Annotated in this window: 15 protein-coding genes and 3 pseudogenes; 10 read left to right on the forward strand and 8 right to left on the reverse strand. The window is 61.4% G+C overall.

Going from position 1 to position 20,076, the window contains the following annotated elements:
• The first annotated feature begins 183 nt into the window (after positions 1-183).
• Both ORI60_RS44830 and ORI60_RS44670 read left to right on the forward strand, forming a co-directional pair.
• A pseudogene (locus ORI60_RS44830) lies at positions 184-545 on the forward strand (Mu transposase domain-containing protein).
• 348 nt (positions 546-893) lie between these two features.
• Positions 894-1,277, forward strand: a complete 384-nt coding sequence (locus ORI60_RS44670; protein ID WP_323055996.1) for an ATP-binding protein — start codon at positions 894-896, stop codon at positions 1,275-1,277.
• Between the two features lie 509 nt (positions 1,278-1,786).
• Here the strand turns inward: ORI60_RS44670 and ORI60_RS39940 are convergent.
• Both ORI60_RS39940 and ORI60_RS44835 read right to left on the reverse strand, forming a co-directional pair.
• Positions 1,787-2,467, reverse strand: a pseudogene (locus ORI60_RS39940) (transposase).
• Positions 2,406-2,567: a hypothetical protein gene (locus ORI60_RS44835; RefSeq protein ID WP_416234573.1), complete on the reverse strand. Its 162-nt coding sequence runs from the start codon at positions 2,565-2,567 to the stop codon at positions 2,406-2,408. Before ORI60_RS44835 ends, ORI60_RS39940 begins: the two are co-directional and overlap by 62 nt.
• Before the next feature lie 1,048 nt (positions 2,568-3,615).
• Between ORI60_RS44835 and ORI60_RS39945 the strand changes: the two genes are divergently transcribed.
• On the forward strand, positions 3,616-4,890 hold the full coding sequence (locus tag ORI60_RS39945) for a hypothetical protein (RefSeq protein WP_266043200.1): 1,275 nt from the start codon (positions 3,616-3,618) through the stop codon (positions 4,888-4,890).
• 489 nt (positions 4,891-5,379) lie between these two features.
• On the opposite strand, the pseudogene ORI60_RS39950 reads toward ORI60_RS39945, so the two are convergent.
• From ORI60_RS39950 to ORI60_RS39960, 3 genes and pseudogenes are all read right to left on the reverse strand, one after another.
• Positions 5,380-5,767: pseudogene (locus ORI60_RS39950) on the reverse strand (IS481 family transposase); the annotation flags it as partial.
• 446 nt (positions 5,768-6,213) lie between these two features.
• Entirely contained in the window at positions 6,214-7,305 is a 1,092-nt protein-coding gene (locus tag ORI60_RS39955) for a hypothetical protein (RefSeq protein WP_266043201.1), read from the reverse strand.
• 1,599 nt (positions 7,306-8,904) lie between these two features.
• Entirely contained in the window at positions 8,905-10,200 is a 1,296-nt protein-coding gene (locus tag ORI60_RS39960) for a hypothetical protein (RefSeq protein WP_266043202.1), read from the reverse strand.
• 306 nt (positions 10,201-10,506) lie between these two features.
• Here ORI60_RS39960 and ORI60_RS39965 point away from each other — a divergent pair, with 306 nt between their 5' ends.
• The 5 genes from ORI60_RS39965 (at position 10,507) to ORI60_RS39985 (ending at position 12,954) form a co-directional block, all read left to right on the forward strand.
• Positions 10,507-11,247, forward strand: coding sequence for a hypothetical protein (locus tag ORI60_RS39965; protein ID WP_266043203.1), 741 nt, complete (start codon positions 10,507-10,509; stop codon positions 11,245-11,247).
• Between the two features lie 29 nt (positions 11,248-11,276).
• Positions 11,277-11,705 (forward strand): hypothetical protein, encoded by a 429-nt coding sequence (locus ORI60_RS39970; RefSeq protein WP_266043204.1) that lies wholly within the window; start codon positions 11,277-11,279, stop codon positions 11,703-11,705.
• 352 nt (positions 11,706-12,057) lie between these two features.
• Positions 12,058-12,393: a hypothetical protein gene (locus tag ORI60_RS39975; RefSeq protein ID WP_266043205.1), complete on the forward strand. Its 336-nt coding sequence runs from the start codon at positions 12,058-12,060 to the stop codon at positions 12,391-12,393.
• Between the two features lie 21 nt (positions 12,394-12,414).
• The gene (locus ORI60_RS39980) at positions 12,415-12,654 is read left to right on the forward strand and encodes a hypothetical protein (RefSeq protein ID WP_266043206.1); all 240 of its coding nucleotides are present in this window, start codon (positions 12,415-12,417) and stop codon (positions 12,652-12,654) included.
• A 165-nt stretch (positions 12,655-12,819) separates the two neighbouring features.
• Complete coding sequence (locus tag ORI60_RS39985) at positions 12,820-12,954, forward strand: hypothetical protein (RefSeq protein ID WP_266043207.1); 135 nt, start codon at positions 12,820-12,822, stop codon at positions 12,952-12,954.
• 299 nt (positions 12,955-13,253) lie between these two features.
• Here ORI60_RS39985 and ORI60_RS39990 read toward each other — a convergent pair whose 3' ends face one another.
• Both ORI60_RS39990 and ORI60_RS39995 read right to left on the reverse strand, forming a co-directional pair.
• Positions 13,254-14,624 carry an aspartate aminotransferase family protein gene (locus ORI60_RS39990; RefSeq protein ID WP_416234569.1) on the reverse strand — a complete coding sequence of 457 codons (1,371 nt, stop codon included), beginning with the start codon at positions 14,622-14,624 and terminating at the stop codon, positions 13,254-13,256.
• A 79-nt stretch (positions 14,625-14,703) separates the two neighbouring features.
• Positions 14,704-15,183 (reverse strand): Lrp/AsnC family transcriptional regulator, encoded by a 480-nt coding sequence (locus tag ORI60_RS39995; protein ID WP_266043209.1) that lies wholly within the window; start codon positions 15,181-15,183, stop codon positions 14,704-14,706.
• Positions 15,184-15,345: 162 nt separating this feature from the next.
• Here ORI60_RS39995 and ORI60_RS40000 point away from each other — a divergent pair, with 162 nt between their 5' ends.
• Both ORI60_RS40000 and ORI60_RS40005 read left to right on the forward strand, forming a co-directional pair.
• Positions 15,346-16,695, forward strand: coding sequence for an APC family permease (locus tag ORI60_RS40000; protein ID WP_266043210.1), 1,350 nt, complete (start codon positions 15,346-15,348; stop codon positions 16,693-16,695).
• Positions 16,696-16,708: 13 nt separating this feature from the next.
• A complete protein-coding gene (locus ORI60_RS40005; protein ID WP_266043211.1) occupies positions 16,709-18,139 on the forward strand; it encodes a gamma-aminobutyraldehyde dehydrogenase in 1,431 nt (476 codons plus the stop codon).
• 351 nt (positions 18,140-18,490) lie between these two features.
• Here ORI60_RS40005 and ORI60_RS40010 read toward each other — a convergent pair whose 3' ends face one another.
• Positions 18,491-19,876, reverse strand: coding sequence for a putative glycoside hydrolase (locus tag ORI60_RS40010; protein WP_266043212.1), 1,386 nt, complete (start codon positions 19,874-19,876; stop codon positions 18,491-18,493).
• Positions 19,877-20,076 lie beyond the last annotated feature (200 nt).

Genomic DNA, 20,076 nt, shown 5'->3' on the forward strand with positions numbered 1-20,076 from the left:
AGTTCAAGGACCTGGTCGAACGCAACAACCGGTTACCGGAAACTCGTGTCTTCCCGGTCGCGTGTTCGTCTCACCCGCGGACTTCAACATCCAGCTCGAGTAGTAGCTGGTCCTGGCGAACAGCGGGCCAGCCGGTCGATCCACGGCTGGCCAGACGAGCTCGTCGAGACCGACTACCTGGCAGTGCTATCGCTGCCACCGATCGCTCAGCAGATCGAGCTCAACCAGCGAGTCCCGGCTCGGCCGGTCTACCACGTCCGCGTCGACACCTTTGACTACTCCGTGGATCGACGTGTAACCGGCCGGTTCGTCGACGTCACCGCGTCGACGAGGTGACGGTGTCCTGCGAAGGCCAGGTAGTCGCCCGGCACGAACGATGCTGGGCCAAACAGGCCGTGATCCCCGATCCCGACCAAAGGCCGACCGCTGGGCAGACCCGGCGTCACGCCGACGGACCCGTCGCCGCGATGCGAGCGCTGTCCGGCTACGACGCTCTGTTCGGCGTCGGTTTCACGGCACCAGCAAGGAGAGCGAGTAACACGTGAGCACAAAACGCCTACGGACTCCGCGCTCAAGCCGAAGACGGCTTGCCCTCCCAGATCGCCTACCTGACCAGAGTGCTCAAACCCCGACTACCGGCGCGTTCGAGGAACCACTTGCGGCGCAGGCCTGTGATGAGAACTGGTCGCACACAGAATACCTGGCCGCGCTGCTGCAACGTCAGGTCGCCGACCACGAGTCGAAAGGCACAGTGATGCGGATCCGCACCGCACACTTCCCGGCGGTCACAACCTTGGAAGACTTCAACCTCGACCCCTGCCCTCGCTGCGCCGCGATGTCCTGGCACACCACGATCGGGCTCAGAGTCGAAGACCACCCAGACCGGCTACGCGTTGCTGGTCGACATCGCCAGCAGCTGGATCGCCCGCCTGGCAGCCGCGCACCAACAGAATCGGCTTGAGACGGCGCTCAAGAAGGTCCGTCGTTACACGCTGATCATCATCGGCGAGGTCGGCTACATCATGTTCGACCAGGATGCTGCGAACCTGTTCTTCCAGCTCAGTGCGTCACGTTGTGAGCAGGGCCCGGTCAAGTTCACCAGCAACCTGCCCTTCGGCCTCTGGAGCGAGACTTCCTCCAACGACGTCGTCGCCGCAGCGATGATCGACCGCCTGATCCACCACGCCGAAGTCTTCACCCTCACCGACGACTCCTACCGCACCCGCCAACGCCGCAACCTGTCACGCGACCAGCATCAGAACCCCGACCCCAACTGATAACGCCTACGAGGGCTCAACGATCGCAAACCCAAGCGGGGTCAGGGTTCGAAAGCGTTGACACGCCTTCGGCCCGCCGCCTGCGACGGAACGAGTCCGAAGGTGTAGTTGCTCCTCGTGGCCGTCGGTGACCGAACTCGCGACGAGCCGGAAGTATTCGTTGGTCGTGACCTGTCGTAACGCGGTTGCATACGCAGCTGACACAGAACCCTCCGCTATGTTCTCCCACGCGGCGTAACGCCAGCGACTTCAGCATTGCGCGTCATTGCTGAGGACGAGGCGATGCTGCGCTCTTCGCAGGGCCCGTCAACGAACGATGCCTCTCGGGCTGAAAAAACTACTTGCGTTCGGCGGCCAGGCAGCCGTCGAAGACGAACTTGAACACGTTCAGCACGGGTTTCCACCGCGTGGTCCAGCGTTTGCGCCGCTGCCGGCCCGGTCCCGGCTCATGATCGCCGTCTAGGCGCTTTTGAGCGCGGCCTGCACGTTGGGGAAGTGCCGGCGGGCCTTCACCCGAGACGGATGCGGGCGTTGAAGCTCTCGATCGTGCTGGTCGAACAGATCACCCGCCGGACTCCCGGATCAAGCGCCAGGAACAGCACGAACTTGGCCCAAGCGTTGTCTGACTACCGCGCGGTCGCCAGACAGCAGCGACCCAGGCCTCGATGAACTCGGCGAACCGCCCTCGGGCGGCGTGTACATCGGCTTGAGAACCCTGGCGATCGCGTTCCAGTGCTGACGCCCGCATAGCAGAAACTGTTGCGCGGCAGGTAGATCGCGCAGGTCTGGGTGATGGTCTGCAGCCTGACGGTGGTGGATCGCGTTGGCAGGGTCGGCCTGTCGCAGACGACCATGAGCACGTCGGCCACGCCGCGGTTCGTGAGCTCAGCGAGCACTTGCCGTCAATACATGGCGCGGTCGCCGCCGTTGCCGTCCCACAACCAGAGGATGTCACGGCGACCCTCGCAGGTTACCGCGAACGCGACGTAGATCGGTCGGTTGGTGACCTGCCTGCCACAGATCTTCACGTGGATCGCGTCGGTGAAGGTCACCGGACACACCGCGTCGAGGGGGCCGGTTCTGCCACTCGACCATGCCCTCGAACACCCGCGGAGATCTTTCCGGTCGTCAAACCTTGGGCGGGGGGGGGGGGGGCCCCCCCCCGCGCCCCCCCCCCCCCCCGCCCCCACCGCCCAAGTGCCTCTGGTGCTTCGCGACGATCCTGGGCTCAAAGCTGATGTCGAGGTCACGCTGAACCTCGATCTCGACCGAGCCGACATCGGTTGGCACCGTCTTGGATCGGGTGCCGTTGCGCAAGTATTGGTCCGGCAGCCGGCTGGATCGTGTTTGTCATCGCCGAGGTGACCGGTGATCTCGACATCGAGCGCGGACTCCAGGAGCCGCTTGGCCAGCTGCTGCAGCACCCTGCCCTCACCGGTCAGCTTCAACCCACTCGTCTTCGCGCCGCTCACCAGCTGCTTGTCCAAGCCACCATGCTTTCGAGGACATCGAGTCCTCGGCGTTCTACGCGCCGGACATCGTGTCGGTAATCCGGTGCAACTTCATGATCGGGAGTTACACCGCTGTTCGCACAGCTCTTTCGCACGATGGCTCGAATCTGCCGAGGACTAGGATGCCCCGTCACCTTTTGGGAGGCGTGATCGTTCCACCCATGTAGGACGAGGACTGTCTCGTGTCCCCGCGTCTTCGCATCGTGATGCGCTTTGAACAGAAGCGAATCGACGGTTTCGGGCCAGGCTCGCGTTGACGGATGTGTGCACGTGTTTACCCAAGGCGAAGTGCAGAGACGGTGTCGCGACCTTGTCGCCGTAGCGCGACAAAGAAAGACCCTCGATGACTTCATGGAAGTGCCGTAATGGCGGTCTTGCGCAACTGCTAGAAAGGATTGCTCAGGCAGTTGTATTCCGTCCTTTGGCGGCTGGCCACGTCACGCCGAGAACAAGGATGACGCCATTCTTGTGCGCCTCTGAAGGAACGACGTTTCGACCTCGCATGCTGCAACAGCGAGATCTTTTAAAGTATTTACACGCGTCCTGTCTGATCTCGCGCCCCAGTGTTCGTCATCAGATCGCCCTCTGGTTCGTGCAATCGTGCCTGAAACGGTGCCCTATAGGTAACGAGTGCTTACTTCCTATTCTGTAGGGTCCGACCATCAAGATAGTCCGAACAATTTCTCTGAAGGGCGCGGGGAGGCATTCTAGATAGATACCTTTGAAAATTACCTATTGATCTCGCAAATTATATACGCGCCAATTTCCTGTTGGGCGGCTGCTGAAGTCCAGCTTTCTCTTCGTGGTACCTATTGAAGGAGCATCTGTTGACTGATCCTCTTGTTAAATTTGAGATTCTTGCCAATTTCCAGAGTTCGGAGATTGATGCGTGGGGCGCGCGCGAAATCGTGCAGGACCACAACTTGTACAACCTTCTTCAGACGTGGATGATGCTGTCCTATGGGCAGGGTTCGGAATTTCTTGACAGCTTGCTCGATCTGCATTTGAAGGCGGCCGGAAATGGCCACCTAGACATCGATTCTCTCAATGTTCATCTCGTTAATCATCCGGATTTTTGGCAAAGCTCCGAGGTTTTCGAGGTATTGGGCAAGTGCTATGATTTTGATATGTTTGAATTTGACTATGCAAAACTTCTCGGATCGGCGGGAGAGGTTTTTAGGATTGGCGAGAGTGGTAGCGCGGAATACTTTGCCAATTTCAGCAAAGTGCTCCTTGAGCAACAAGGTGTTTCTGTCGAGTCTATGCTGGCAAATTTTCGGGAGTATTGTAAAGGATGGTGTAGCAAGTTGGTGCAGACAGAGCAGATGCGGGTCGAGAACAAGAAGCCTCGCGATGGGCAACTGGCGAAAAATGATCGAAAGAGAATTCGTTTTGCGAAGAGCAAGGTTGACCTCGATAAGCTTCTCGTCTACATCACCATTTCCTACGGCAGTGACAAAATTCCCATTCAATGGAACAACGTCAGATTTGCAGATTTCGAGCGATCGCTGAGCGCACTCGAATTTCCTGGTGGCTTCAGGGGTTCTATTTCTGAGAATAGCAGGAGGGTCGGAACTTTTGAAGGAACACTTGACGGACACCAGTGGTCTGGGAATGTTCACTATTCGGATGAGGTAACCGATGATGGATCAGAGGTGCCTCTGCTCAGGCTGGCGATAATACTCAACAGCGAAAAAATTCATTCAAGCAATATCGAAATCTTCTCTGCATTCAGGAAGACTTGCAGGCCTGAATTGGACCAGGTTTCCAGTGGTGATTCTGTCGCGGAAGTTCGATATGCTCAATTTGAGAACTGTGTCGTCCTGCTTGGTTCTTCAGGAAAAAATCTATTCGCCGCAGCTGTCGTGCGCCTGTTGTCGGTGAGGCTCAAGGGGGCGAATGAGGACAATTCAATCGGGGTTCTAAAGATTCGCAAGAAAAGCAAGACTGCCGGTCAAATAGTAAAAGGTGTAATGACTGGGTCCGCCATCGGATCCGCTTATGTTCTGCTCGTGGTAAAGCGCGTGCAAGGTGGTGGATACATGTATCTCGGAAGGATTTCCGGAGGGACGGCGATGAAAATCGAGGAATCGACTAGTTGACTAATTTGAGCTGATTATCGGTTCAGATTTTCGCTGAATTTCCGTTCGGTGTCCCGCATTTGCGCTGCCGGTGTGGCGATCGCGGTCTGCGCTGGCTGCCGGCACTTCATCCTCAGCCTCACAGGAGACACGGTTTGCGGCGCGGCGGGTGAGGGCCCGTCCTGCACGGCCGACCTCATGGCGGTGTGGCGTCGACAGGGTGCACCGTCCGTGACCTACTGCTCGCGATGTTCTCCGGAGCGCTGAGCGCCTGACTGGACGCCGGCCACACCGTTTACTGGACGTGCGCGTCCAAGCGCCGCTGGAGCAGTTCCGCCCGCACAAGCGACACCATGGGTAACGTCGGTAGCACCACTCTGGATATTTGTGCGATCTCGGTCACCGAACCCGACCCGATCAGGCGTCTGCATCTCGTGAGTGCGGTCGCCTAGGTGCTGTGGTTCACCGGGAGAAGAGTGGAGACCGACGTGAGATCTGGGGAGGTCGGTCGACCAGGTAATGGGGATGCGGGTGTTCGTAGAGGCGCAACGGTTCGCCGGTGACCCGGTCGATCCGCGGGACAGGCAGTTGATCCGGCAGGAGGTCAGCACAGCGCGCATGGTTGAGGCCGCGATGCCTAGCCGGCCAGCGATCTGGACCGGTTCCAGCCGCCGCCGTAGCCACACGATCTGCCGCACGACCGGCTTGGATGTCCGGTTGGGGCTGTGATGAGGTCGAAAGCTGCAGTCGAGAGCATTCCGGCGGCCCATTTGCGTGCGGTCCGTTCCTCGACCATGAACATCTTCGCCACGGCGGCCGCAGGCCAGTTCTGTCTCACGATCATACGCGCCAGCCGCAACCGCGTGCGTGGAGTCAGCGGGGCGTTAGGGTGGGACACGAAGGGGCCTCCGGTGTGTGAACCGGTTCCTAGACAGCTCCACTTCACATCCAGAGGCCTTCACGGTCATCACGTGCGGAGCAACGTCCCTGGACATCACGGATAGACGCGTTTCTATCGTGCAGATGGTAGGCGTTCGCGCGGCCTGGGGACCGACTTCAGCTCCTCCGCCAGGCGAACGATGTGATGATGCGCAACGGCAAAGTGGGATCAAGTGCACCACTCAAGCCACCACAACCTGTGCACGATGTCCAATGGCAGTGACGCCAATGAGACGATGATCTCCGACCGCAGGTATCCCGAGGCAACGACCATGGCCACCAAGGACGAATTTTGTGGTCAACCCGGCCGCGCGCACGCTGGATGTCCAAGGAGACGAGCTGAACTGATCACGATTGGCCAGGCGCACACAGCACACGATCAGGCCGTGATGTCAGGTAGCTGGCTTAGCCGATGTCTGGGTCTCGCTCGCAGCGTGGACCTAGATAGTTTGCCGGATTTCCGGCGTGTGTCGAGCCTGAAATGACCTCGTACTTGGGTATGGCGCCGGACGGCACCGCGAAGGGTGCCGAGTACTTCTCATGCAGGGCCCGGATTCGCTGCGCGCGCAGACACGTGTCCGCCCACGAGGTGCATAGGAAGTGGCGGGCACCTGTCATATCGGAACACCGGTGCGCGCCATCTAACCCAGGGTCGCCGCTTTCGACCAGGGAGCGCGTTAGATCGAGGACCTCCTGCTGGCTCATTTTGGCGGAGATCGTTTGCCCGGCGACCTTGGACACTGCGAAAGTACGGTCGTTCACCTTGGTGGCGCCGTAGTTGTCGATGTAAGCAAACGCGCTGGCGAGTGTCGGGCCGCCTACGAGTTGAAGGTTGATGTCGGACAGTTTCGCATAGTGGTACCAGCTCAGCGGCGACGCCGGATCGAGCCCTTCGGCCGCGTGCATGAGCATGAGGTCTTCGTCGTCCAGGAAAGTGACGAAGACCTCGGCTCGAGCACCTGCGGCGTACTGGATGGTGGCCGGCTGGTTACCGTTGCGCTCGTAATGGGCGGCGTGAACCACCTCAAAGTCGGGGAGGATCGCTTTGATTACCGGTATTGCCGTCCTATGCCTGGTAGACAAACCATTGGAGAAATTCTGTGCTAGTGCAGAAGGTGCTCGGTTCGAACCATATGCGATCACTGCGTGGCGCTCGTTGATAGATGGTGGGAGTTTCCCGCCGACTTCCGGGAGGATGCCGCGTAAGAAGTCCTCCACGTGCACCAGAGCGCCGTGATCGTCCTTGACGCGTCCGTCGCGCATGGGATCGCTGCCCAGATCCGTGTAGTCGTAGGTCTTCCCGTTGACGAAGAGGTACGAAGTGCGCACATCCTCGTATGGGTAGTCCATCGCGCGGTCCAGGATGCTCTCCACGGCGTGTTGGACTTCAACCGACGAGGGCACGGTTCCGTCAGGCTCCTCACGTGTCCGTTGCGTGGTGACCATCCACGCCACCGCAATCATCACTACTGCAAGGATTGCCAGCCGTTGTCGCAAGACTGCGGTCCTTTCTCGTTGCGCTGCTAATCCCTGATGAGCTGAACCTGCTGAGGACTGCCAGGTGCGGCTCCAGTTCTAGGCTCTGCGCTGCGATCCATTCGTCACTGTAGTAAGTGTTGGCGTACCGCTCGCCGCCGCCCTCGCGCGACAACGTGACCACGCTGCCTCGCAGACGACACGCGCGCGCATCTCCGCGATGAGGTGGAACGCGTCCTACAGGGTGGTTCCTGTGGTTCCGCCGACGCGCCGCCCAGGTACGGCCTCGATGTGCCGTATCGTGGCGATGAACGCCACGTCGCGCACTTTGACCATGCGATTGATGGCTTGCCCGACGAACGACGGCTCGACATGCGACCGGCCGATGCCTTCAATTCGCGAGCCGACGAGGTCGGGTCGTTCCGACCCCAGGTGCCGAAGACGACAGACTGCTCCGGTTCGACGACGGCCAGGCGGGCGCGAGGTACTCAAGAAGTCCGCCGTGCTCCATCGCTGGTCGCCTCGGCAGTTCCTCGGCACCCAAGATCTAGATGACACTTGCGTGGTCGAAATCCTCAGCGTGCTGCGACGTCAGGAAATGACGGAAGTCGTTTTCCCGTGTCGTTTGTTGCTTTGCGTCTTGCGGTTTGCCTCAGTCGTCGTTCGCGCGGAAGAGCACTGAGGCGAAAGTCAGTAGTGTCACGATGTCGTCCGCGGTGCTGTCCAAGCCGACGGTCTTCGCTCCGTCAGTTTGGACCTTTCATCGGTACCATACGTGGTGTTCACGTCCCCAGGAGCCGCGTAGGCGTGTGGTTCAGAGCAGACCGCCGCGAACAGTACTGCCACCATGAGAGCGGTGACGCTAGCGTGTCGCCGACGCCGTTCTGGTACACAACCTGGTCGTGGCCGCCACATGGTCATCGCGCACTTCTCCCCTGGGGAGGGCTTGGCTCGCACTGCTACCACCCCGTAGCCACCAGAACACCACTAGGTGACCGCATTTGGTTTCCCGTTGGGGACGACTTTGGAGTTGCCGGCGAGCCTGATCGGTCACTGGCCGGTGCAGTCCACATGCGAAGTGCCGGATCAGAACATGCTGTAGCGACGTCTTCCTGCAGGGCTGCCTCTCGATGCCCTCCTGCAGGCGAAACAGGTGCGAAAAGTGCTTTGACCGGGATAAGAAGCCAGCCTGCTGAGATGCCTCGAAACACTCGATCATGACCTGGACGTGATGGTCTTGATCAACCAACTGACAAGCACAGGATGTTGAAGCCGTGTGCACTGCCGCGTGGGCGTGTGCGGTCAGCTGCTTGTGTCATGTGGGCATGACGAACACGGAAAGGCGAGTGTTCCCAATGTGACGGTCGCGGAAGCGTTCGCCAGTGTCCGCACCGGACCGCACGCGAGGGATGCGAGCAGGCCGTGAATGCCCTGCCAACCCTCATGGAAGGGGTCGGACGGCAGGAGATGACAGGATCCCGACCTGCCGCCTCCGCTCTCCGGCGCGGAGCAATGCCAGCGGGAAGTTGGTTGACCAGCATGGTCGAACAGGTCCCTGTGGCTCGAACTCGCACAACGTGTAGGCCGCGACCTTGTGGGCGCGTCGCGCAGGACCGCTTATCACCACGGACCGCGAATGTGGAGCACGCCGAGTTTCGAATCCGCCGAGATCTTTTCCTGGTACAGCGGTAGAACATATTGCTCAAAACCCATTCCGGGCGCCAAGAAGTATGTCTTCAGTCTGGCGATCTGCTCACACACTGGAGTGATCAAGGTGTGTAGATCAGGCTTTTCTGCGGGCTTTTCGAGGGGGTGAAAAATCTCGTTCACCACTGTGAGCAGTGCGTAGAAGTTTGATAGGTCGCCAGTCGTGGTGATGTAGTTGTTGAAATCCTCGAAATACAGGGATGATTGCTCAAGGTGGGCGCTGATTGCCGCTACTGCTTTGTCTGTCAATTTTTGGTCGGCGTCGTTTCCTCGGAGTAGCAGGCATGCCTCCTCGAACTGTGAGAAAGCATCGGAGAAGACCAGGAGGAAAAGGTCGTACGTTGCGCGTCCTACCTCTGGTGCGACCATGAGCCAGTTCAGGAAGTGCTCACTCCAAGCGCCGTTGTAGCAGTCGACGATGGAGGTTGGAACCTGCAGCTCCGGTCGGGGAGCAGATCCATGAGGTTCCGCGAGAAACACGCCCTCGTATGCGTACTTCGCCTGGGTGGGCAGGAGGTCGTAGGAGTGGTCTTCCTGCGCTTCGGATGTCCTGATCGCAAGCTGTTTGTGGTAGAAGGCGAGGACGTCCTCACTGTCCGAAACCACGAGTGCGAGCGTGGCCGGATCCAGGGAGGTCAATTGTGCCCACGCTTCAACGGTTCGGTTGAGCCTGATCAGCTTGAGGATGTTCTTTATGATCTCCTGTGATCTGTTGTCTGTGAATTTCTTGGTCATGGCGGGCTTGAACTTTGGCCATAGATGGCCGACTAGCTCCCTGAGCGGATTTATGCGACAGTTAGTTGCTACGACGTAGTTCTCGGGAACAACTCCGAGAAGTCCGGTGCAGGTGTGTCGGCCGGCCTTTTTGCAGGCTTTCGGTTCGTGACAGAAGCGAATTCCGTTAGGCAGCTGGTCGTCGTAGCCGACAAAGTACAGTTTGAAGCCCTTTGGCTGGCCCCACTCGGCCACTCTTTCGAGCAGGATCTTGCTGATCTCCTTGTCCTTGACGAGCCTGCAGTCTGTTACGAACCTGCCGCTCACCTGATCTACTTCGAGTTCTGAGCTGTCCCCTGAGTCGAGAGCTTTGACCTCGCTCGATGCAGCCCCGTACTCACCGTCTTTTGCGAGGAAGCTGAGCACTCGGTCCGGAGGCACCCAGACGCTGCTCAACGGAATATCGATGCCGTGCGCAAGGATCATCGCCTTCATGGCACTATCACTCCTAGAGGGCGTGAAGCGTTTAGGGGACGGATCGTCTCAGATTTTCACTTGCTCTTGTAGCCGGTTCATGGCGCAAAATCGATGCCTCAAAGCGCAGGCCGAAGATGCTGCGGTCGCGTCGACTGGAACAGTGTCGGTTGGCTGCCCTGAAGTCGCAAAACTTTGTGAACCGGGGCGGAAGCGATAAACGCATTCTGCGCTGCGCGAAGGACTGCTCGATCGTGCGATAGGTCGAGCTGGGCTGGGCTTATCGTCGTGCCCTGTGCTGGAGACTGCGTTCGGAAGGAGTTTGAGATGGACCCAGAAGTCATGGCTGTTATTGACATCGCTAAAGTTCCTCCTGGTTGGGACGAATACTGGGTTGCTCTTCTTGCTGAATCTCAACGCGATGCTGGTGACGACTGGAATTATTTCGAGCAGCGGGTTCTCGCGAATTCTCCATCCGACCTGCAGGAGGTGGCGGAACTTTTTCTGAGGTATGTTCAGGAAAACGGTAAGATGGGGATGGTTGACAGGTACGTCAGCCATTTGTCTGTTTCTTCTGGAGCGGATCACGCGGCCGCTGGTGGCGTCGGGGACGAATCTACTGAGGCTGGTGAAGAATCTGACGTTCACGGACTGCAGGCGGCTGTCGTGCAACAGTTCGGCCGAGAATGGGTGAACTGGGATGGGTCAGAAGAGGGGTGGGGCGAATTTCGTGACTGGACCTACGCGGCAGCGAACAGTCAGAGTACGGAATTGTATGCCGCCGCTTACGGCCTGTTGAACGGGTTGGATGCTCGTCCTGTCGATGAGCGTAGGTCCGCGCTCATCGGGCTCGGTTTCACGATTCATGAGTCCGCAAAGGAACGGCACTCTCTATCCGATATCCAGGCTTTTCTCGTGCAGTCCATGGGCTCTTCCGAAAAGGCAGAACTTATATCCTCGGCGCTCGTGGAGTCCTTGGGAGAAGTAGACGGTGCCGATGAGCTTTCGTTGGAGGATTTGGTGGAGATCTGCAAAGAGGTCGAAGAAGAGATGGTAAGCGAAGCTTAGTGTTTTGACGTGTCCAGGGAGGGTTGGCAATGCCACCGAAGAAGAGGATGACCAAGGCGCGCCAGGAGGCGAAGGAAAGGACATTCAAAAAAGCATCTGAAAAGGATCGGAAGCTCCGAGGATTTTATAAGCCGATTGAACTGGGTGCAAAAGGTGTAGTGAAGATCGATGGAGTTAATGTCGACTTCGGACAGTCGATGCCTACCTGGGACATGGAGGGCGAAAGGTGGCACCTGAATGTTAGATATGGCAATAAGGACTTCTACCACGTGACCAGCGAGGGGACTAAGAAAATGAGATACTGGTTCAAGTCCGAAGGCGGCAGGCTTGTTGGTGGATTGCCTGCATCTAATTATCGGAGCAGTGTCGGGGGTACGCATCACATGTTTGGCGATCTTCCTGATAAAGTAAAATTATTTGTTGAAAGAAACTGGAGTGAGCTCCTGGGTGGTGTCTAATGATAGTGTGCCGAGTGAGGATTTCGCTGACTTGGTGAATGTACTTCCAGGCGACGCAGCGCCTGTCTTGAGTGTTGTAGGTCGCAGGATTCATGGGAAACTTCTGTGATGGCGATGGTAAACGCGGGCTGTTCAATTTATGCTTCCGCTGTCGTGAACAGTGGGAGTTGAATCTATGGTTCTACCCTGAAGAATATTTAACGTGTTGTTTTGGCATTTTCTGGTACTGATGTCAGCTTGTTCAGCGAGGCGTACAAGATGGCTTAATACGTCTGCGCCGGTCATGGTCTCCATGATGGTCAGGTCACTGTTCCAGTCAACTCCTCAAGGGCTTGCGGAGATTCTGTCGCACGTGTCGGGCAAGATCGGTGATATCAGTGACGAGCCGATCGCCGCGCTCGCCGGCTGCAGTTGCCAGGTCGACGCGATCCAGGTCGTCATGAAGGACATCGTGGATCGCCTGGTCGAGTACGCGGAGATGGCCAAGCAGGCGCTCGACGGCCAGGCGCGGCCGGCGCCGGGTAAGCCGACGGGGTGGCGGGACCCAGGCGGTTCAACCAGGACTTCAGGCTGTGCCGCGACGGGGTGCACTGGAAAAGTGGATGTCCGTGTCCGGGTTGCCTGGCGGGCGCACGGGAGCCTCGGCCTGGCGATTTCCACTTCAGCAACGAGCCTGGTGTCGGTATAGGTGGAAGCGGGAGGTGCTCCTGTGGCTCCCGTCTCCGAGCTCGCCAACCTGCTCAGCCTTGCGTGGAAGCTGAGCGTCCAGATCGACGGCTCGGTTACGATCGTCGACTTCGACTCGTTCGCTGCCACGTGCGGAGCGAGGCTGGCCCTACGCGCTGTCGAGGACAAGATTCTCGCCGATGCGAACTCCGCGGCGCAGGTGGTTCAGTGCGACTGGGCAGGCGGCGCGACGTTGCGCATGCTGGCGTCGCCGTGTGGCTGACCTTTTCCGTCGAGGGGGTCGCTGAATTGACTGCGAAGGCGATCATCGCAGTGTCACCCGGTGTCGTGAGCTGCTGCAGCATCGACAGTCAGTTGCCGCTGCTCGCCGCACCGTACTTGAGGTGGGCGATCACCCGCGGAGTGCCGAGCGACTTCCTTCCCAGGCGTGGAGCGGTCAAAGTCCGATGGGAGGAAGTGGCGGATCCTGAAAACCACCGGGTCGCTGGATCGCAGCCAGATCAAGAAGCAGCTGGAGAAGGGTGGAGCCAGGGTCTCGGCCGAGTTCGGGTACGCGGTCTAGGAGATTTCGGCAGGAGCGGATGCCGGTGCACTCACCGACGCACTGGCCGCGATCGGCAAGGCCGAGCGCAGGGAGCTCAGATGTCACCTCATCGATGACAAGCTGTTGGTCCAGGAAGCGCCGCCGGCGAGTGGCGGCATCCACTACCTGCGTTGCTGCTCCAAGTGGCGCCCAGGGAGATCGAGGTCCGGACGCTGTCAGGGCAAGCTCCAGGATCGCGTTCGGGCCTATGTCCGGACGGCCAGAGCGGGCAGCCTGCATCAGGTGAAACCTACCAGATTCCGTTGACGGTAGCTGGGTCAGAGCAGTTCGGAGGCCTCGGTGAGCACCTTGCGCAGGATCTGCTCGATCTCGTTGAAGTGGGTCTGGTCGCAGATGAGCGGCGGCGAGAACTGGATCACGGGTTCGGCGCGGTCGTCGGCGCGGCAGTACAGGCCCGCGTCGAAGAGCGCGGTCGACAGGAATCCTCGTAGGACTCGTTCGGACTCGTCGGGGGTGAAGGTCTCGCGGGTGTTCTTGTCCCGTACCAGTTCAATGCCGTAGAAGTACCCGGCGCCGCGGACGTCGCCGACGATCGGCAGGTCGCGGAGCTTGTCCAGAGTGGACTTGAAGGCGTTTTCGTTCGCCAGGACGTGCTCGTAGGTCCCATCTCGTCGCATCAGGTCGAGGTTGGCGAGTGCTACCGCGCAGGAGACGGGGTGGCCTCCGTACGTCGATCCGTGCAGGAACGTGGTCGTGCCCTTGCGGAACGGTTCCATGAGCCGGTCGCTCGCCAGCACTGCGCCGAGCGGGGCGTACCCGGACGTGAGTCCCTTGGCGACGGTGATCATGTCGGGTCGGTAGCCGTAGCGGTTCGCGCCGTAGTCGTGACCGAGTCTGCCGAAAGCGCAGATGACCTCGTCCGACACCAGCAGCACGTCGTGCTCGTCGCAGATCTCCCGTACCCGTTGGAAGTATCCGGGTGGCGGCACGAAGCAGCCGCCGGTGTTCTGGACCGGCTCCAGGAACACCGCGGCGACCGTGTCGGGACCCTCGAACTCGATGGCCTGGGCGATCTGGTCGGCGGCCCAGCGGCCGTAGGCCTCGTAGTCGTCCTGGTGCACCGGCGCGCGGTAGAAGTTGGTGTTCGGCACCTTGATCGCGCTCGGGACGAGCGGTTCGAAGTCCTGTTTGGCGGCGGGGATACCGGTGATCGACAGCGCTCCCTGCGACGTGCCGTGGTAGGCGAGCGAACGGCTGATCACCTTGTGCTTGCGTGGTTTCCCGGTCAGCTTGAAGTACTGCTTGGCGAGCTTCCACGCTGTCTCGACGGACTCGCCGCCGCTGACGGTGAAGAACACCCGGTTCAGGTCGCCTGGTGAGGTCTCCGTCATCCGCTCGGCCAGCTCGACAGCGCGGGGATGCGCGTAACCCCAGAGCGGGAAGTAGGCGAGCTCGGCGGTTTGACGGGCGGCGGCCTCTGCGAGCTCGGTCCGGCCATGGCCGACCTGGACCGCGAACAGTCCGGCGAGGCCGTCGAGGTACCGCCTGCCCTGCGCATCGAACACGTAGGCGCCCTCGCCTCGCACGATGACGGGCACCGGTGACCGCTCCAGGGAGGAGTGACGAGTGAAGTGCATCCAGAGGTGGTCTCCCGCCGAGCGGGACAGGGCTGCGGGCGTCAGCATCATGCCTCAGTTATCGCACAAATCCAGGGTGATCGCAACGGAATTCGCCGTGGCTGATGCCTCGTTCAACTGATATCGTTGCTCAGCGGGTGCCCCATTGGTACGACTGCTTGCGCAGCTTGAGGTAGACCGAGGTCTCCACGTGGCGAACGCCGGGGATCGTCCTGATCCGGGACGAGATGAGCTCCAGCAGGCCCGCGTCGTCCTCGCAGATCGCTTCGCAGAGGATGTCGAAACGACCTGCGCAGACGACCACGTAGTTGATCTCGATCATCTCGGCCAGTGCGTCCGCCACCGGGTCGAGCGGGCCTTCGACGTTGATCGCGACCATCGCCTGGCGGAACAAGCCAACCTGCATTGGGTCGGTCACGGCGACGATCTGGATGACGCCGGCGTCGGAGAGACGCTGAATCCGTTGGCGCACCGCGGCTTCCGACAGTCCGACCGCTTTGCCGATGGCCGAGTACGGCCGCCGCCCGTCCTGTTGCAGCTGCTCGATGATCTTCTTGGCTGCGTCGTCGAGTGGTGCATGCACCTGAGGGCTCGGGTTGCTCGGTTTCACCCACGCATTATCGCCGCTGTTCACGCCGTCGCGAAGTCGGACACGGATTGCGAAATACTGCTTGTCTAGCGGCGTGCTACCGCTATATTCGTTGGTTGATCATGTTGACACAACGATATCCGTATTGGTTTAGTGCCTCGCATCACGTTTAAGGAGGCGCTGATGTCCGAAGTCGCGATACCGCCCGCGGTGCTTCCCAGATCGATCGGCGTTGTCGGAGGCACGCTGCTCACGCTGAGCTGTCTGACCCCGGCCTCGTCGTTGTTCGTCGTGGTGCCGTCTCTGCTCAGCCACACGGGAACGGGGACGTTGCTCGTCATCGTCGTGGCCGCGGTTCTCTGCGCCGGCGTTGCGCTGTGCTACGCCGAGCTCGCGGCGCTCGTGCCGAGCGCCGGCGGTGAGTACGCCATGGCAGCGGTGCTGGCCGGAAGGTTCGCAGGGTGGCTGATGTTCGTGTTGTCGCTGGTGAGCGTCATGGTCATCCCGCCGATCATCGCGCTGGGCACCGCCGGCTACCTGGCCGCCGTCGTCGACGCGAGTCCGCAGGCCACGGGCGCGACGGTGATGGTCGTGGCCACCCTGACCGGTCTGCTCAACCTGCGCGCCAATGCCTGGATCACCGGGGTGTTCCTGGCCCTGGAGGTCGTGACCGTCGCGGTCGTGTCCTTCCTGGGCCTCGTTCACGTCGAACGTCCGTTATCCGTCCTCGTCGACCTGGAGGTCGGTCGAGCGGGCGCCGGAGTGGACGCCCTGGCGATCATCACGGCGCTTGGAGGAGCGTTGTTCGTGCTGCAGGGTTTCACCTCGGCCGTCTACCTCTCGGAGGAGATGCGCGACCCGAGGCGCACGGTCGTAAGGACCGTGATGTGGACGCTTGCGATCGGCGCCGGTCTCATCATGGCGCCAGTGCTCGCGATCATCCTGGGCGCGCCGGACATCGTGACGCTGAGCGGTGGCGACGTCGCGGGGATGACCGCAGGCTGGAGCAACAGCTGTATAGCGACGTTCGTGAGCTTGAGCATCGCCCTGGCGATCGCCAACGCGGTGATCGTGATAGTCATCCAGAACTCGCGGGTGCTGTTCGCCTCTGCCAGGGACCGGGCCTGGCCAGGGGTCGTGAGCAGGGCACTGGGTACGGTCAGCGGCCGGTTCGGCTCCCCCTGGGTCGCGACCCTGGCGGTGGGACTGGGCGGTGCCGCGTTGACGTTCGCGCCAGTCGAGACGTTGACCGGTGTGACGAGTGTCGTGGTCACCGCCACGTACCTAGGCGTCGCGGTCACCGCGCTGGTCGCCCGGCGGAGCCTGTTCACGGGGGCGCTCGCCTGGCGGATGCGGGGATGGCCCGTGCTCCCCGCCTTGATCAGTCTCGCGCTCGCGTGCGTCCTGGCCCAGCAGCGCGCCGCAGATCTGGTGATCGTTCTCGTGACCCTCATCCTGGCGAGCGGGTACTGGGTCACCTACCTCCGCCGCCGGCCCGCCGACCGGTGGATCGTCACAGTTGTTCCCGATTAGACGGAGAGTTTCCTTGCCCGACAAGAAGGTCTTCTACAATGTTGTCAACGGCGAGCGCGTCGAAGCCGCCGATGGAAGCACTCTTGACGTCGTGAACCCCGCCACCGGCCAGGTCTACGCCACCTCGCCGCTGTCCGGAAAGTCCGATGTGGACAACGCGTTCGCGGCGGCGAGGACCGCCTTCGAGACGTGGCGTGATGTCACACCCGCACGGCGGCAGCTGGCTCTGCTGCGGATCGCGGACGTGTTGGAGACCCACGCCGAGGAGCTCGTCTGTGCCGAAGCCGTGAACACCGGGAAGCCTCTCGCAGTGACCAGGGCGGAGGAACTGCCCGCCTGTGTGGACCACCTGAGGTTCTTCGCCGGGGCCGCTCGTGCGCTGGACGGAAGAGCGGCGGGGGAGTACCTCGACGGGTTCACCTCATACGTGCGTCGCGAACCTGTTGGCGTCTGCGCACAGGTGGCGCCGTGGAACTATCCGCTCATGATGGCGGTGTGGAAGATCGCGCCCGCGATCGCGGCCGGCAACACCGTGGTGCTCAAGCCTTCGGACACGACGCCCGCCACAACCGTGATGCTCGCCGAGCTGGTGGCGGACCTCCTGCCTCCAGGCGTGCTCAACGTGGTGTGCGGTGACCGGACGACCGGGAGGGCGCTGGTCGCTCATCGCGCCGCCGACATGGTGTCGATCACCGGGTCGGTGCGGGCGGGTGCGGAGGTCGCCGCTGCTGCGGCCGCCGATCTCAAACGAGTTCACCTGGAGCTCGGGGGCAATGCTCCGGTCGTCGTGTTCGACGATGCCGATGTCGACGCGGCGGCGACCGCCATCGCCGCCGCCGGGTTCTTCAACGCCGGTCAGGACTGCACAGCGGCCACACGGGTTCTGGTCTCCGACGACGTGCACGACGAGTTCGTGGTGGCCCTCGCCGACGCTGCTCGGCAGACCAGGACCGGCGCCCCGGACCAGGACGTCCACTACGGGGCACTCAACAGCGCGGCCCAGCTCGAGCGGGTGAGCGGGTTCGTCGCCCGTCTGCCGAGGCACGCCACCGTGGAAGCCGGCGGCCATCGCATCGGTGACCGCGGCTACTTCTACGCCCCGACCGTCGTCTCGGGCGTCCGGCCCGGCGACGAGATCGTCCGGGAGGAGGTGTTCGGCCCCGTCATCACCGTGCAGATGTTCACCGACGAGGCTGACGCCATCCGCGAGGCCAACGGCACCGACTACGCACTGGCCTCCTCGGTCTGGACCAGGGACCACGGTCGCGCCGCTCGCATGTCCCGCCGTCTCGACTTCGGTTGCGTCTGGATCAACTCGCACTTGCCGTTGGCGGCGGAGATGCCGCACGGGGGCTTCAAACACTCGGGCTACGGCAAGGACCTGTCCATGTACAGCTTGGAGGACTACACGCGTGTCAAGCACGTGATGTCCTCTTTGGACTGAGTCTGTTCTTGCCGAGGCGGGTCTCGCCTCGGCAAGTGGTCTCGTCGGCTGGGTGATGCGGGGGCATCAGATGATCATGCCGCTGTGGCTCGTTGTTGTAGTGGGACGCGATCGCCAGATACCGGTCCACCGGCGGGTTGGTGGTGTCCTGGGTGCGTCCGCTGTCACTCTTCCAACTTGAGGAGTTGATTTGATCGTTCCAGGTGCCCCCTCGTGGGCGGTCGCAGGCTCGCAGATCGCGGGATCACGTGTTGTTCGACAGGTCAGCCTGTTGTGGAGCTCGAATCCGAAGTACGTGATCAGGCCGGGTAGGCGCCCTTCACGGTGCTGACATCCCTCGCAAGCTGTAGATCAACAGTTACGGCGCAGGACGGCACCGGACGTCCCCGGCAGCGACACGGAGGACACGGACCGCCCTGACTCGTCGGTGTAGGCGTCGCCCAGCGGGATCGTCGTGGCTGCCGCACCGGTCGGGTTCGAGTTCACGAGAACCGCACCGCACTCGAAGTCCCTGCGGAACAGATTGTTGCCGACCGGCCGGTACGCGGCACGCGGTGAGCCGAGCGTCCAGCCGTACTCCGCTCGGTCCGGTGACGGGTCGCCGTAGCCGTCGGTCTCGGCGATGGGGGCGAAGGCACTGCGCGGACCGCTGACCATGAGGTAGCTCGCCAACGCGTACCGGAACGGGCGCGGCACGCCGCCGGTGAGATGCGGCTGCACCCAGGTGATCTTACCGCGAGCTTCGTTCGCGGAGACCTCCTTCAGCTGCCGGCTCCAGCCCTGATCGTACTCCGGCAGCAGGTTCGTGTCGCTGAACGCAAGCCACCACTCGTCGAAACCACCGTCGAGGTGCTCCATGTAGGTCGTCCAGGCTCCGGTGAACAGCCGTGCGTTCGAGAGGTTCGCGACTGTTGTCAGCCCTGCTGCGGAGAGTCTGCTACCGACGTTGGCCAGCATGGTCGTGTAGGCGTTCTGGAACGAGCTGTCATCGGGGTACCTGGCCGGGCAAACACCGTCGTGGTAGCTGTCGCAGGAGAACAACGCGTTGTCGAGCAGCACTCCGTCGAACCCGGCTGCCGTGGTGGACGAGATGACGTTGGCGATCCAGGCGTTCTGGTAGCCGGTGTTGCCGACGTCCATCTGCCAGTGCCCGGAGTAGCCGCTGTACTGGAGGCGTTGGCCCGTTGCGGTGGTGAGGAACCATTCGGGGTGTTTCCGCTCGGTGTCGCAATATCCGACGCCGGTGGGAAGCTGAGCGTCGTCCGTTCCGTTGCTGCAGGCGTAGCTGCGCGTCGAGGAGAGGTCCTTGTAGACGAAGACCTGAACACCAGGGCTGGCCGCCTTGATCTTCGCGATCATCGAGCTCTCCCACGCGTTGAGCACGATGTAGGCATGCCGACGTGCTTCGGCTTCGAGTTGTCCGTCGGGCACCGGCGTGCTGTTGAGGTGTAGCCAGAAGGACTGTGTGGACGGTGCGGACTGCGAGCGCGCGGTTGCGGCGGGTGTGGACGCGGTCGGCGCGGGAGGTTGCGCGGGTGCCGGCTCGGCCGGAGCAGCGGTAGTGGCTTGGGCCGAGCTCGTGTTCCGCGAGCCGAGCTGATTCACGGTCGAGAAGGCGTCGTTGAGCAGCGGCAGGTCCCTGATCGACGCGAGTCGTGACTCGTGGCCGCGCTCGTAGCTGGACGGAACGGGTCCGGAGTCCATCGCACCGCCGATGGACGTGGTGTCGCTGCGCACGGCAACGAGAGTTGCCGAAACCGTCGTGCACCACACGAGCACGGTAAGCAGTTGCGCCATCGCGAACCCGCGCACCAGCCGGCGGCCGAGAGGACCTGCCGTGTCCCGCCTTCGCGGCCTGAGCGCCATGTCGACCTCCGGAGAGAAGCGGGCGAACGCGGCCCGAAGGACTGGTAGGCGGGCGGTTCATTGCCAGGAAG

The organism is Lentzea sp. NEAU-D7, from assembly GCF_026242055.1.
Taxonomy (GTDB): domain Bacteria; phylum Actinomycetota; class Actinomycetes; order Mycobacteriales; family Pseudonocardiaceae; genus Lentzea.

Bases quoted from the DNA above. Each gene is read 5' to 3' on its own strand.
- ORI60_RS39960 (WP_266043202.1), bottom strand. From the start codon at position 10,200: ATGAAGGCGATGATCCTTGCGCACGGCATCGATATTCCGTTGAGCAGC.
- ORI60_RS39965 (WP_266043203.1), top strand. From the start codon at position 10,507: ATGGACCCAGAAGTCATGGCTGTTATTGACATCGCTAAAGTTCCTCCT.
- ORI60_RS39970 (WP_266043204.1), top strand. From the start codon at position 11,277: ATGCCACCGAAGAAGAGGATGACCAAGGCGCGCCAGGAGGCGAAGGAA.
- ORI60_RS39990 (WP_416234569.1), bottom strand. From the start codon at position 14,624: ATGATGCTGACGCCCGCAGCCCTGTCCCGCTCGGCGGGAGACCACCTC.
- ORI60_RS40000 (WP_266043210.1), top strand. From the start codon at position 15,346: ATGTCCGAAGTCGCGATACCGCCCGCGGTGCTTCCCAGATCGATCGGC.